Origin of the sequence: Alteromonas salexigens, assembly GCF_025628895.1 — a bacterium.
Classification (GTDB): domain Bacteria; phylum Pseudomonadota; class Gammaproteobacteria; order Enterobacterales; family Alteromonadaceae; genus Alteromonas; species Alteromonas salexigens.
Window position 1 is genome coordinate 120,499 of sequence record NZ_JAOTJC010000008.1, and the last position, 14,482, is coordinate 134,980.

The 14,482-nt window shown below is 52.9% G+C and carries 11 protein-coding genes; 6 read left to right on the plus strand and 5 right to left on the minus strand.

The genetic code is table 11. The features are described from left to right. Positions 1 to 5: 5 nt before the first annotated feature. Positions 6 to 1,316 (plus strand): tRNA lysidine(34) synthetase TilS, encoded by a 1,311-nt coding sequence (gene tilS, locus OCL06_RS10065; RefSeq protein ID WP_262994118.1) that lies wholly within the window; start codon positions 6 to 8, stop codon positions 1,314 to 1,316. 33 nt (positions 1,317 to 1,349) lie between these two features. Here tilS and OCL06_RS10070 read toward each other — a convergent pair whose 3' ends face one another. Continuing rightward, the gene (locus OCL06_RS10070; protein WP_262994120.1) at positions 1,350 to 2,255 is read right to left on the minus strand and encodes a GGDEF domain-containing protein; all 906 of its coding nucleotides are present in this window, start codon (positions 2,253 to 2,255) and stop codon (positions 1,350 to 1,352) included. A gap of 168 nt (positions 2,256 to 2,423) precedes the next feature. On the opposite strand from OCL06_RS10070, the gene OCL06_RS10075 reads away from it, so the two are divergent. Next, positions 2,424 to 4,361: a monovalent cation:proton antiporter family protein gene (locus tag OCL06_RS10075; protein ID WP_373318481.1), complete on the plus strand. Its 1,938-nt coding sequence runs from the start codon at positions 2,424 to 2,426 to the stop codon at positions 4,359 to 4,361. Between the two features lie 35 nt (positions 4,362 to 4,396). Here OCL06_RS10075 and OCL06_RS10080 read toward each other — a convergent pair whose 3' ends face one another. Then, positions 4,397 to 4,633 carry a hypothetical protein gene (locus OCL06_RS10080; protein WP_308446010.1) on the minus strand — a complete coding sequence of 79 codons (237 nt, stop codon included), beginning with the start codon at positions 4,631 to 4,633 and terminating at the stop codon, positions 4,397 to 4,399. 262 nt (positions 4,634 to 4,895) lie between these two features. On the opposite strand from OCL06_RS10080, the gene tadA reads away from it, so the two are divergent. Continuing rightward, entirely contained in the window at positions 4,896 to 5,423 is a 528-nt protein-coding gene (gene tadA / locus OCL06_RS10085; RefSeq protein WP_262994122.1) for a tRNA adenosine(34) deaminase TadA, read from the plus strand. 380 nt (positions 5,424 to 5,803) lie between these two features. Here tadA and mltF read toward each other — a convergent pair whose 3' ends face one another. Beyond that, positions 5,804 to 7,159, minus strand: coding sequence for a membrane-bound lytic murein transglycosylase MltF (gene mltF, locus OCL06_RS10090; RefSeq protein ID WP_262994124.1), 1,356 nt, complete (start codon positions 7,157 to 7,159; stop codon positions 5,804 to 5,806). A gap of 188 nt (positions 7,160 to 7,347) precedes the next feature. Here mltF and purL point away from each other — a divergent pair, with 188 nt between their 5' ends. After that, on the plus strand, positions 7,348 to 11,244 hold the full coding sequence (gene purL / locus OCL06_RS10095; RefSeq protein WP_262994126.1) for a phosphoribosylformylglycinamidine synthase: 3,897 nt from the start codon (positions 7,348 to 7,350) through the stop codon (positions 11,242 to 11,244). Between the two features lie 177 nt (positions 11,245 to 11,421). Continuing rightward, positions 11,422 to 11,562 carry a hypothetical protein gene (locus tag OCL06_RS10100; protein WP_262994129.1) on the plus strand — a complete coding sequence of 47 codons (141 nt, stop codon included), beginning with the start codon at positions 11,422 to 11,424 and terminating at the stop codon, positions 11,560 to 11,562. Between the two features lie 82 nt (positions 11,563 to 11,644). On the opposite strand, the gene smrA is transcribed toward OCL06_RS10100, so the two are convergent. Continuing rightward, on the minus strand, positions 11,645 to 12,235 hold the full coding sequence (gene smrA, locus OCL06_RS10105) for a DNA endonuclease SmrA (RefSeq protein ID WP_262994131.1): 591 nt from the start codon (positions 12,233 to 12,235) through the stop codon (positions 11,645 to 11,647). A 178-nt stretch (positions 12,236 to 12,413) separates the two neighbouring features. Between smrA and OCL06_RS10110 the strand changes: the two genes are divergently transcribed. Continuing rightward, positions 12,414 to 13,493: a transporter substrate-binding domain-containing protein gene (locus tag OCL06_RS10110; protein ID WP_262994133.1), complete on the plus strand. Its 1,080-nt coding sequence runs from the start codon at positions 12,414 to 12,416 to the stop codon at positions 13,491 to 13,493. A gap of 1 nt (position 13,494) precedes the next feature. Here OCL06_RS10110 and OCL06_RS10115 read toward each other — a convergent pair whose 3' ends face one another. After that, positions 13,495 to 14,355 (minus strand): polyphosphate kinase 2 family protein, encoded by an 861-nt coding sequence (locus OCL06_RS10115; RefSeq protein ID WP_262994135.1) that lies wholly within the window; start codon positions 14,353 to 14,355, stop codon positions 13,495 to 13,497. Between the last annotated feature and the right edge of the window lie 127 nt (positions 14,356 to 14,482).

Below are 14,482 nucleotides of genomic sequence, written 5' to 3' on the forward strand. Positions count from 1 at the left end.
GCATCATGACCCACGCTGTTGTTAATACAGTTGGTGCGTCGTTAGCCGAGCTGCTTGCTGAAGCCAACATAAACGCCTCCCAGACCCTGGTCGTTGGCTTCTCGGGCGGGATAGACTCTACTGTCCTGCTTTATGCGGCACACCAGTTTGCTCAGCAAACCGGCTACCCGCTCACAGCCTGCTATGTGAACCACGGACTCAGCCCCAACGCCGGCCAGTGGCAACAGCATTGTCTTAAGCTTTGCCAACAATTAGCCATACCTTTCACACCCCTCACCGTACAAGTTGCCACCGGCAAGCAAGTAAGCACCGAAGCTGCTGCCAGAGAGGCCCGTTATGCGGCGCTTACCGCTTTCTGCCGTGACCACGATGGCGTGTTGCTGTTGGGTCAGCATCAGGATGATCAACTGGAAACCGTATTACTGCAGCTTAAGCGCGGGGCTGGGCCGCAGGGGTTATCGGGAATGCCTGCCTGTTATGTGCGGGGCACAACTACTATTCTCAGGCCCATGCTGAGCGTCAGTCGGCGTGAGGTGGAACAGTGTGCCAGTGATTTGTCACTGCCATATATACACGATGAATCGAATTTTGATGAGCAGTATGATCGCAACTTCTTGCGTCACCGTGTTTTACCGCTGCTCACTGCCCGCTGGCCTGCGCTGGCAAGTACCGTTTCCCGCAGCGCATCGCTGTGTGCAGAACAAACGGCACTGTTAGAGAAAGAAGCCAGTCAGCGTCTGAATGCCGTCATGCTGGACACCCACCGCTTATCAGTGACTAAGCTCAGCGAATTCAGTGCGCCCTGGCAGCGCGCTATTGTGCGGCAATGGTTTATGCTGCATAGCCACAATATGCCGTCTCAGCGCCAGCTGCAGGAAATTCTCGATATGCTAAATGCGCAGCAGGATGCAGCGCCTAAGGTGACATTGGGTAACGTTTCCCTGCGTCGCTTCCGTGAGGCCTTGTACTGGGTGCCGGGTGAGGAGCGTGTGGCCACATTAGAAGAACAAACACTTCCAATTAATCAGCCGGTTTGGTTAGCCGCACTGGACCTCACTATCACGGTGACCGATAACTTTGCTAAACCCGGCAACTGGACGTTGCAGCCGGTGACGTTAAGCTACCGTATAACGCCAGCCCATACCGGGCATAGTAAGCCGCTCAAACAGTGGTTTAAACAATGGGGCGTGCCGCCGTGGGGGCGTAATCCTGTGGCAATAGTGTATCGGGAGGAGCAGGCCATGGCCTGTGTTTATCCGAATAATTTGCTTGTACTTGCGGGAATTCCAGATGAAGTCGTAATAAAGCGGGTATAACTGGCAACGTCTTGCCGCCCCGGCAAGCAGATATTAAGCAGCCTGGTAAGCGTTTTTGCCGCCGGCTTTGGCTTTATAAAGTGCTTTATCGGCGCGATCAAACAACGCATTCATATCATCGTTATCACGGTAATTCGCCCCACCCACACTTACCGTCACATTGTGACGACTTAGTAAGGCTGATGTGCGGATCCGCTCCCGCAGACGAATGGCCGCCGCTTTTAAGTGCTCGCCGCTCTGGCAATCCAGTAAACAGCAAAATTCATCGCCACCGAAGCGGAATGCTTCATCTTCGCCCCGCAGCGACTGTGAGATCTGGCTGGCCACGTCAATCAGCACACTGTCTCCTTCACGATGACCCCGGGAGTCGTTAATGGCTTTAAAGTTATCCAAATCAATGACCAGCAAACCAAATGATTGCATGTGACGCTGAGCGCGGCATATAAGACGGGAATAAGCATCGTTAAAGCCATTACGGTTACCGAGCCCGGTCAGTGAGTCCTTGGTGGCCAGTGTTCTCAGCCTGGCATACTCCACTGCGTGGCGCAGCTGGGGGGTAAACAACTGATGCAGCTGTGCCAGCCTGGCTCTGACAGAGGAGCCAGGCTCTTTATTAAAGGTGTAATACACACTTTTTGGCTGGTCTGGCAGTCCGGAGAGTCTGCCCACCAAAGGCAATTCTATGCCGACGCTGCGACTATGGGTATGTTCACCAAACACCAGTTGTCTTGCATAATCGGTTATACACAAGCTGGCCACGCCGGTAATCTGACTGAGCTGCCGGAAATACACGGCGCCAAGGGTATCGAGGTCGATGGTAGACAATAACTGGTTGATAAATGCGTTGAGCTGAGTAGCCGGTATGGGGGAGCCGGCATCGGCTGGCGCATAATAATTGTCATGGACTGTGCTATCGTAGATAGTAGTAGTGAAATCCATGGTCGTACCCTTAGTGTTAGCTCAAAATCAACATGGTGGTCGGTGTTGGCGCGAGGCGGTAAATAATTGACACATCGCGCGTAAACAACTGACTTAAAGCAATATGTATGCCTGTAATGGAAAGGAGAGCGTGTGATAGGCAGTGGTTTCGTTCAAATAGTCGTACTCATGCTGCTGGCAGTGATTTGTGTGGGGCTGTTCAAGCGCTTTCATCTACCACCTATTCTGGCTTATCTGTTCGCTGGTGTACTGGCTGGGCCGCAATTACTCTCATTGTTTACGCACCCGGAAGAAATGCATCTGCTGGCGGAAATCGGCATTGTGTTTCTGTTGTTCTCACTAGGCCTGGAGTTCTCGTTACCCAAACTTATGGCGATGCGCAGCCTGGTATTCGGGGTGGGGCTGGGGCAAATGGTGCTGACCACGCTGGTCTTTTCACTGTTGCCCTATTGGCTGTTAGATTTATCAATGGCAGCCTCCATCGTGATAGGAGGCGCAATTGCGCTGAGTTCCACCGCCATCGTGATCAAACAGGTCACGGAAAGCGGCATTATTAACAACCGTCGAACACAACTGGCTATCAGTATTCTGCTATTTCAGGATCTGGCCGTGGTGCCGTTTTTGATCGCAATTCCTTTGTTGTCCGGTTCTGAAGACGTCAGTGTGGTCAGTCTGCTGGCAGGCGCGTTACTAAAGGGTGTGCTGGTTATTGCGTTATTGCTGTCCATTGGTAAGTGGATACTGCCATGGGTATTCCGCGAAGTGGCCCGGACCCGCACCGACGAACTGTTTGTGCTTACCACCATATTAGTGTCGCTGTTGGCCGCCGGGCTGACCTATGTGTCTGGCCTGTCTATGGCACTGGGGGCATTTCTGGCCGGGATGATGCTTGGGGAAAGTCAGTATCGCTATCAGCTTGAAGCCGATATCCGGCCTTTCCGGGATATTCTCATGGGCTTGTTCTTTGTTACTGTGGGGATGCAGCTCGACTTACAGGTGCTGTGGCAAAGCGGCCACTGGATCATCGGTGGTGTACTGTTGTTAATGGCGGCAAAAGTGGTGTTGGTGCGTCTGGCTGCCATGTTCTTCAAGTGCGACCCGGTAGATGCCTGGTCTGCGGGGTTTAAACTCTGTCAGATTGGCGAGTTCAGCTTTGTTATTGCGTCGCTGGCCACTACCCATGGTGTGATCACCTCTCAGCAGTCGTCAGTGCTGGTCAGTATGGGGGTCATTAGTATGGCGCTCACTCCCTGGCTGATAGATAAAAGTCTGACGGCTGCCCAGTTGTTGGTTCGCCAACCCCACATTGAGGAGGACGAGCCGGGCAGTTATTCAAAAGAGCTGCTGTCTGACCATGTGGTGATTGCCGGGTTTGGACGGGTAGGGCAGTCGGTAGCAAAAATGCTGAAAATGGAGGGGATCCCGTTTATCGCCATTGATGGCGACCCGGTGCGGGTTTTTGAAAGCCGCAATGCCGGCGAGCCCATTTTGTTCGGCGATGCCAGTCAAAAAGACATTCTGCTCAATGCCGGTCTGAGTCGCGCGAAACTGATGCTGGTGACGTTTGATCAACCCTACAAAGCCGAGCAGGTCATCGACGCCTCCCGGCAGATACGTGACAACATTGAAGTGATGGTGCGCACCAAGCGGGATTATCAACTGGAAGCCTTATACAAGGCCGGGGCCTCTCAGGTGGTGCCGGAATTGCAGGAGGGAAGCCTGATGCTGATTTCCCAGGTACTGCACTATGCCGGTGTACCTATGTCGCGAATTCTTAAGCGGGTACGGGCAGAGCGAAAAGGACGGTATGATCATCTGCACGGCTTTTATCCAGGTGAGACCACACAAATAAGCTATGGTACCGAAGATAAACTGGAATTCATTCACGCGGTGGTGCTTAACAACCGGGCTTACTGCCTGGGTAAAACTCTGGAAGAACTGGATTTGCAAAGCATGCGGGTGAAAATAAAAGGGCTGCGCCGAGCCGGTACCGAAGTGGCGGAACCTGACGGTAGCGCCAGCCTGCAAAGTGGCGACGTGCTGGTGATTGCAGGAAAACCCCGGCGGGTGGAGCGGGCCGAACGCTTTTTACTGGAAGGTGGCTGAATCCGGCAACTAGGCGACTGCCTTATGCAGATAAATTAAGCCACGCGGTCTTTTTCTAAATCTTTAAATTTCTTTTTCAGCTCGTAACTGTCATCAGTGACAATTTTTTCGAGTGTTGCTACCCGTTCTTTCAGCTGTTCAATTTGCTGCTCCAGTTCTGCTTTTTCGGCTTTGCCCATTCCGCTTGGCTTGCTTTTGGCCGCCTGGATAATCTGGACGATGACCCAGCCACAAATCGCGATAATAGCAACGGCAGTCAGGTTGATAGGCATAACGAATTCCTTCTTGGCAATGAATAACAATAAGTGTAATGGTTAAATGCAGGGTTAGCCTTATTTTTTACATGGCTAACACCACACTGGCCATTCGGGTATACTTACGCTTGTGTACGACAGTAACGCCGCATTGCACTATACTAAGCAAATCCATAGCCAATAATAAATTGTTTTGTATTTCAAAATGTTGCAGATATCACCGCGAGACACTGTCAGTGCATTTAGTTAAACTGACCACCTTAGTAGCCGTTTTCGCCATATGAATTTAGCCCCCTCTGATACTGACCTCCGCTGGATGCAGCATGCGCTTACCCTGGCAGACAATGCCGAAGCCCTGAACGAGGTGCCGGTTGGTGCCGTGGTCGTTAGCGGTGACACTGTGATCGGCGAAGGCTGGAACACGCCAATCACTGAACACGATCCGTCTGCCCATGCCGAAATGAATGCACTGCGCGCGGCGGCGCGTCACGTTCAGAACTACCGGGTAGTGGATGCAACGTTATATGTGACCCTTGAGCCGTGCCCAATGTGTGCCGGTTTACTGGTTCATGCCAGAATAAAGCGGGTGGTATTCGGGGCGTACGATGAAAAGACCGGGGCAGCTGGCTCAGTCATGAACCTTACGCAGCATCCCTCGTTAAATCATCAGGTGGAAGTGCAGGGTGGCGTGCTGGCGCAGCCGTGCGGAGAGAAATTATCGCGTTTTTTTCAGCGTCGTCGGGCGGAAATTAAAGCAGCCAAAAAGGCCAGGCGGGCGCAGACTATGACACCCGGGCCAGATCAGTAAACATCTCATAATTGCTGTACATCTTGCGACGTTTCAGTACTTTTTGGTGTGCCCGTTTAAGCATCAGGCGTCTGCGATTATTGTTTTTCAAGGTTCTTCCTTTTCTCAAAAATCGGTTCTTTTTCATTGTTACCCTCCTGTCTTAGTAAAGAAAAAGAAAGTCAGGGAGCAGGGTAGGGATGATCCAGGCTACCTTCGTAAGACAACGCCTGATTGCGTTTGTTCTACGCGGCCATCCATCCCATACGGTATGTTGCTAAGATGACGCTAATATGACAGTTTTCAAGTGTGCAGGCGACAAAACAGACAAAAAAATCCGCCAGGTGGTCAGGTTTCTAAACTGATTGTTTCTGACCACGCTGATTAGGCGGTCATGGCCATTAGAGCGGGGTTGGCTGTCGTTCATCTAGCCATACCAGAGTATCGTAGTACCGCCGGATATTTTCTACATATTGCAGGGCCTCATCGCCACGGGCGTAACCATATTTGGTGGTGCGATAATACTTCTTCTGGCGTAATAACGGCAGGCGTTGCTTCACGTCCACCCACAGGTCCGGATCGCCGCCTTGACGCTCGGTGAGTACCCGGGCATCTTCCAGATGACCCATACCGATGTTGTAGGCTGCCAGCGCCATCCAGGTTTTGTCCGGATTCGGGATCCGGGCCGGAATGCGACTGAGTAAACTGGCGAAGTAACGGGCACCGCCGCGAATACTGGCTTCGGCATCCACCCGTGACATAACATCCATATCTTTGGCAGTATCCAGCGTCAGCATCATCAGGCCGCGCACGCCGGTAGGCGATACCGCCTCCGGTTTCCAGTGACTTTCCTGGTAGCTCATTGCCGCCAGTAAACGCCAGTCATGCTCACCGGCATACTCCTGAAACCAGCTTTTGTACTCGGGTAGTTTGGCTTTGGCGGCCTCAATAAAGGCCCGGGTGTCCACGTAATCGAACTGACGGACGTGGCCAAAATATTTATCTTCCAGCACTTTAAAGGTGCCGTTCTGATGGATACTGCCAAAATATTCAATCAGGGCCGCCCGCAGTGAGTCATCCAGTGCTCCCTGAACTGCCCAGGCGATTGGCTGCAGGGTTTCCACGGTGAAGCCCACACTTAACTGGGGAAAACGCCGGCGCTGCATAGCCAGCCGGTTGGTATCTGCCAGCGTATAGGGCAGCTCCCCCTCGGCCACCATTTGCAGCAGTTCTTCGGCATCACGGTCGGCAGTTTCCTGCCAGCTGAGCTGCGGATGCGCGTCAGCTGCTGAGGAGAGCAGCCGTGCATGACTGCTGCCTTCCACTACCAGTAACGGATCGACAATATCTTCAAGTCCTCTCGGACGTTCATTGCCCTGACGGAAAACCAGTTTCTGACTTACCTGCTGGTAGGCTGGACCGAATGCAAAATTATCTTCAAGCGACGAGGTCACCGCGTCCCCGCTGGCCACGATATCCAACGTTCCGTCCTGCAATTGCGTAAGCATGGTGTCGTACGAGTAAAAGGGATAGACCTGTAACTCCACACCCAGGTAGTCGGCAAACCCTTTCGCCAACTCATACTCAAACCCTTTGGGACCATCGGGTCCATGATAATAGGTGGTGCGGCCATACAGCGTACCTACCCGTAAGACTTGCCGGTCGATGAGTTGTGAGAGGGCATTGGGGACGGGCGCCGGGCTACAGCTTAACAACAACAAGCACAGAAAAAGGGTCAGACTACGGCGAAAATACACGATGATGTTGGTTCCTGGAACGTTTATGGGTTGGCGACACTCTGTCTGAAAGAAAAACTGTTACAACAGGGTGATACCGGTTATCAATTCAACGGATTTCCTCTATAATCCGCGCCGAAATACTCGTCAATCTCCGAGGCGGTGCAATCTGATGCATTCACTGCTTCAAAACAACCAGGTAAAGCACTATGTTGGTCTTACGAGGCGCTCCCGCACTGTCAGAGTTTAATCAAACTAAACTGATCTCCAAGCTGGGTCAATCCGGCATCCCCGTTAAACAAATATACGCAGAATACGTTCATTTGGTCGAGACCCGCAAAAACCTTTCTGAACACCATCAGTCAGTATTAGACCAGCTGCTTACTTACGGACCCAGCCGCACGCCCCAGCCGGCACAAGGCCACCTGTACTTTATCACGCCCCGCCCCGGTACAATTTCACCCTGGTCATCCAAAGCCACCGACATTGCACACAATTGCGGACTGGATGACATTATACGCATTGAGCGCGGTTGTGCTTACTATGTGGAAACCGACGGCGAGCTTAATGAGGCACAAACTGAGCAGGTGCGTGAAGCGTTGCATGATCGTATGACCGAACGCGTGTTTACGGACATTGACCAAGCGGCAGTGTTGTTTGAGCATGCTGAGCCCAAAACATTTACGTCGGTAAACATCCTTGATGAGGGCCGCGAGGCGCTGGTGAAAGCCAATATCAGCCTGGGGCTGGCCCTGGCAGAGGACGAGATTGACTACCTGTTCGACAGTTTCACTAAGTTGGGGCGTAACCCTAACGATGTTGAACTGTATATGTTTGCGCAAGCCAATTCTGAGCACTGCCGGCATAAAATTTTCAATGCCAGCTGGACCATTGATGGGGTAGAGCAGGACAAGTCACTGTTCAAAATGATCAAAAACACCTATGAGCTTTGCCCGGATCATGTGCATTCTGCCTATAAAGACAATGCCGCGGTCATGGAAGGGTGGGCTGCTGGCCGTTTTTTCCCTGATCCACAAACCCACCGTTACGAATACCATCACGAAGACATTGCCATTCTGATGAAGGTGGAAACCCATAACCACCCGACAGCTATTTCGCCGTTCGCAGGCGCGGCCACCGGTTCGGGTGGTGAAATACGCGATGAAGGGGCGACCGGGCGTGGCTCTAAGCCGAAAGCCGGACTGGTAGGGTTCAGCGTGTCTAACCTGCAGTTACCCGACGGTCTCCAGCCCTGGGAAACACCCTATGGCAAACCTGAGCGTATCGTCAGTGCGCTGGATATTATGCTGGACGGTCCGCTGGGTGGCGCTGCGTTCAATAATGAATTCGGCCGGCCAAACTTGCTGGGCTACTTCCGTACCTACGAACAGGAAGTCAGTAGCTTCAACGGCGTGGAAGTGCGTGGATACCATAAACCCATCATGCTGGCGGGTGGCCTGGGGAATATTCGTCAGTCTCACGTGGAAAAAGGCGAGATCACCGAAAACGCCAATCTTATCGTATTGGGTGGCCCGGCTATGAACATTGGCCTGGGCGGTGGCGCGGCATCCTCGATGACCACGGGGCAGTCAAATGAAGATCTGGATTTCGCGTCGGTTCAGCGGGATAACCCGGAGATGGAGCGTCGCTGTCAGGAAGTGATAGATGCGTGCTGGCAACTGGGTGACGACAACCCCATTCAGTTTATTCACGATGTGGGCGCGGGTGGCCTGTCTAACGCCTTGCCTGAGCTGGTGAATGACGGCGGCCGGGGCGGACGTTTTGAATTGCGTAAGGTACTTTCTGATGAGCCGGGTATGACACCGCTTGAGCTATGGTGTAACGAGTCGCAGGAGCGTTACGTCATGTCGGTAGCAGATAAAGATTTGCCGGTATTTGAAGCCATTTGCCACCGTGAACGGGCACCATTCGCTGTAGTGGGTAAAGCCACCATTGAGCAGGATCTGGTACTTAACGATGAAAACTTCGATAACCAGCCCATTGATATGCCGCTGGACGTCCTGCTAGGTAAGCCACCGAAAATGCACCGGAATATTACTTCGGGTGAGGTTACACCGGTGGAGCTGGACCGGGATGGAGTATCCCTCCAGGAAGCGGCAAAGCGCATCCTGGCGTTGCCTACCGTGGCAGAGAAAACCTTTTTAATTACCATTGGCGATCGCTCGGTCACCGGTCTGGTTGCCCGCGACCAAATGGTTGGCCCGTGGCAGGTGCCGGTGGCTGATGTGGCAGTGACCGCCAGTGCCTTCGATACGTATCATGGTGAAGCAATGGCCATGGGCGAACGCACACCGGTCGCCTTGCTTTCACATGCGGCCTCTGCACGGCTTGCGGTAGGCGAAGCTCTGACCAACATTGCCGCCGCCCCCATCGGCGATCTGAAACGCATCAAGTTATCAGCAAACTGGATGGCGGCTGCCGGTCACCCCGGTGAAGACGCAGGCTTGTATGAAGCTGTTAAAGCGGTCGGGGAAGAGCTGTGCCCGGCACTGGGTCTGACGATCCCGGTGGGTAAAGACTCCATGTCTATGAAAACCGCCTGGCAGGATGAAAACAACACCAACAAATCCGTAACCGCTCCGCTGTCACTGGTAATCTCAGCGTTTGGTGCAGTGACTGATATTCGCAAAACCGTCACCCCACAGTTGCGCACCGACCGCGGTGACACCCGGCTATTGCTTATTGATTTAGGCCAGGGCAAAAATCGCTTAGGCGGGAGTTGTGTGGCACAGGTCTTTAGGCAACTGGGCAGCCAGCCTGCCGACGTCGACGCACCGGAACTGCTGGCCGGCTACTTTAACGCCGTGCAGGCGCTGGTGGCTCAAGGTTTGGTTCAGGCATACCATGACCGTTCCGACGGTGGCCTGTTTACCACGGTGGCCGAAATGGCATTCGCCGGTAATACCGGCGTCAGCATTGCCCTTGATAAGTTGGGTGAGGATGATCTGGCGGTGTTATTCAGTGAGGAACTGGGTGGCGTATTACAGGTACGCAATGACGACCTTGATACAGTGAACAAGATCCTAACCGAGCATGGCGTGGCAGCACTGACCCACGATATTGGTACGCTGAATACCACCGGTGACGTCGAATTCACCCGTGCTGGTACCACCGTGCTGGCCGATAGCCGGATGAGCCTGCGTATGCAGTGGGCATCTACGACTCACCACATGCAGCGTTTGCGTGATAACCCGGCCTGCGCCGATGCCGAACATGAGGCAAAGAAAGATGTGGCCAACCCGGGGCTGCATGCGAAGCTGACTTATGATATCAATGAAGATGTGGCCGCGCCCTATATTGCCAAAGGTCATAAACCGGCGGTGGCTATTTTGCGGGAGCAGGGTGTTAACTCGCATCTGGAGATGGCGGCAGCCTTTAGCCGCGCAGGTTTCACAGCCACTGATGTGCATATGAGCGATGTATTAGCTGGTCGGGTCGATCTGGCCGACTTCCAGGGGCTGGCAGCCTGTGGTGGTTTCTCGTATGGCGACGTGCTGGGCGCCGGTGAAGGCTGGGCGAAATCGATTTTGTTTAACGCTCGCGCGCGGGATGCCTTTGCGGCCTTCTTTACCCGTCAGGATACGTTCAGCCTGGGGGTTTGTAATGGCTGCCAGATGCTGTCAAACCTGAAGTCACTGATCCCCGGCACAGACCATTGGCCACACTTTGTGGCTAATCAGTCAGCCCGGTTTGAAGCCCGTGCCGCCATGGTAGAAGTGCAGGAGTCAAACTCTGTGCTGCTACAGGGGATGGCCGGCTCCCGCATGCCTATCGCAGTGTCTCACGGTGAAGGTCAGGCAGAATTCGCTTCGTCAGATGCCTTATCAGCAGTGAATGCCCAGCGGCAGGTAGCGTTGCGTTACGTGGACAATTACGGCCAGGTAACCACCCAGTATCCCGCCAACCCAAATGGTTCGCCAGAAGGGATCACGGGTCTTACGTCTGAGGACGGCCGCTGCACCATCATGATGCCTCACCCTGAGCGGGTCTTCCGCACAGTGGCAAACTCCTGGCACCCGGATGACTGGCAGGAAGATGGCGCGTGGATGCGAATGTTCAGAAATGCGCGTATTTTTGTAGAATAATAATGAACTTATCGTCAATGTCAGGGTCGTAAACATCAATTGCGCGACCTTGTCATTGGCGAATTAGTGAGCTAAGGTACGCAACGCAAGGAATGCACTCAGGTTACATGGAAAGTAGGTTTTGAGGTAATGCATCTGATCCAAAGAGATCAGGCAGGTAAATAATAAGAGACGACTATGAATCGTTCATCAAAGGGGTTTGGCCTAACCGGTGTCGCTGTAGCAGTACTGTTTATGATAGTCACTGCGGTATTCAGCTCATCTGCGCAATCCGCAGAGCATACGTCTCAGCCAGCCAGTTTGACGTCGATAAGCTAATCTGCGCTTAAGCTGATTCTACAAATTTACACCGCACAGTTTCCGGTGGGGCTGCGCTTTGCGCGCTGAAAACAGCCCCTGTCTAGCCGCGTTTGTTTTTTTCTCTGTTAATCAGCTTTTGATCCGGATGTTTCTTTAGTAGCGCATAAGTGGCACCAGTCCCGCCATGCACAGGTTGCGCAGTGTGATAGGCAATCACTTCCTCAAGCTCCGACAGCCAGTGGTTAACATAGCTTTTCTTCAGTGCCGGGAACGGCTTGCTGTGCTCCCCGCGGCCATGCTGGATAAGTACGGCGCGCGCCCCTTTCTCATGACAACGACACAAGGTGGTATACAGCCGCTCAGCGGAGTCTTTTACCGTCAGCCCTTTCAGTGATATCCGCTGCTCGATGTCATATTTGCCCAGCCGCAGATTTTTAAATACGCCGTCCTGAATGCCTGGCTGCTGGTAACACAGAAAGTCATCTGGCTTCACCGGGGACACGTTTTCCAGGGTGAGTGGCATGTGCTTACCCGGACTGGCCGTAAGGTGCAATTGTGCACGTTTTTGTTTTTCAACTATCCGTGCACGGGGATCATGAAGATCTACGGTGTCATCTGAGTTCAGAGGCTTCACATCGCCCATTTCTTCCAGGAAGGACAGATGATCAGATTGGGAATTGGTGTGGGACATAAACTACCTCTGAATGTGCGCAGGGGATTGTGAAAAAGTCCGGGGGCGTTGTCAACGCGGCTGCGTCGGTTTTATACGCGCAAACCGGCCGTTCGTTCAGCTGGTGATCTTTTCTTTCTATAAAACCGAATATACAGACTAAACAAGTGCTTAAAAATTGTTTAGGAAAAATGCTTCCATGAAAAAGTATACCTCACTGCTATGTGCCCTCGTTTGCTGCCTGCTTCTCGCCCCAGTTCAAGCCCAATCCACTTCACAGCCCGAACCTGATACCTGGGTAGTCGGTACCAAGATTGCGCCACCGTTTGTGGTGAAGAATGACGCCGGTGAATTGGAGGGGATCAGCATTGCCTTGTGGAAACAGATAGCAGCTGAGGAAGGAATAAACTATCGATTCGAAGAAACCAGCCTGGAAGGGCTGTTAACCGGGCTCAATAACGGCCGGTTTGACGCCTCGGTGGCAGCGCTGACGGTGAATGCTCAGCGAGAGCAAAGTATAGATTTCACTCATCCTTTTTATACCACGGGGTTAGCGATTGCCGTCCCCCACGAACAGGGACGGTTAATGACCGCTATTTCTGGGTTCTTTTCGTGGGAGTTTTTTGCCGCATTGTCCGGGCTGTGTTTGCTGTTGCTGGCCGTAGGGGCGCTGCTTTGGCTATTCGAGCGTAAGCGTAATGCAGAAATGTTCGGCGGCAGCACTGCCCAGGGCCTGGGTGCCAGCTTCTGGTGGGCGGCCGTTACCATGACGACGGTAGGCTATGGGGATAAAGCACCCACCACACTGGGCGGCCGTATTATTGGTTTTTTCTGGATGTTTGCCGCCATCATTATTATCAGTAGCTTCACGGCTGCCATCGCCACCAGCCTGACAGTCAGTCAGCTGGACTCCTCAGTACAGGGGGTGGAAGATTTACCTGATGTAAGAGTGGGAACGTTAGAAAACTCGGCCAGCGCGGACTTTCTGACTGCTCACGACATTCGCTATCGCAAAGTAGCCAGTTTGGAAAAAGGCCTGACCGCTCTGGAAAACGGCTCGCTGGATGCGTTGGTGTACGACAAACCAATTCTGCAATACCTTGTGAGTAACGATGACGCTTCGGGTGTGCGTATACTGCCTGAAGTTATTGAAAGACAGGATTATGCGATTGCACTGCCAGAAGACAGCACGCAGCGGGAGCGCCTGAACACCACGCTGCTTAAAGCAATTGAAAGTAGTGAATGGGAAGACACGCTGGAAACCTATCTGGGGAAATAAGTTAATCGTCGGCATCCATCGCAGGCGTAGTGGGAGGCGGGATCCCCAGCTGTTCGCTGGCCCGCTTCACTAAGGTTTTATCTAACGGCGGCGGCCGGATGTCCGTATTGTGGCTAAGCGCAGCCACAATAACACTGAGCACCTGAATCCGGGCATACCACTTGTGTTCGGCTGAAACCAGATGCCAGGGGGCCTGCACTGTGTCGGTGTGGTCAAACATTTGGTCAATGGCAGTACAATAGTGCTGCCGATTTTCCCGGTTTCGCAGGTCTTCCTCAGTGAGTTTCCAACGCTTCACCGGATTGTGCAGGCGCTCAGCAAAGCGTTTCAGTTGCTCGTCGGCAGAAATATGCAAAAACAGCTTAATGATACGCACGCCATCGTCGCTAAGCAGGCGTTCAAATTCATTAATTTCCTGATAAGCACGTTGCCACTGAGCTGCTGAAGCCAGCCCTTCCACGCGCTCAACCAGCACTCTGCCATAGTACGAGCGGTCAAACACCGCCAGCGTTCCGGGTGCCGGCAACCGGGTTTGGAACCGGTAGAGGTAATGTTTTCCTTGTTCATCGTCCCTTGGTTTGCCAATGGGGTATACCGTGAATCCCCGGGGGTCGAGCTTTTCGGTAAGCCGGCGAATTGCGCCGCCTTTGCCGGCCGCATCCCACCCTTCAAATACGATAATGGCACGCTGTTGCTGATGATAATACGACTGCTGAACCTGTAATAACCGTTTTTGCCAGTAAGAAAGCTGCTGGTGGTAGATTTTCTTGGAAGCAATGTGACCATGGTCCAGCGGTTGCGTAACCCGCAATCTGCGTTTTTTCAGCTTGATGGGTGAAACGGAGTGGGATAACTCTGGCATAGAATGTCTGGTTTATCGTTTGCGGGTACAAACCCGAATCTGAATGGCGATTCTTTTAACCTAGGTGGCATTCGCAAAATCTGCAACCCGGAAGACAGTTACCGGCACCAAACTAAAAATAAACGGC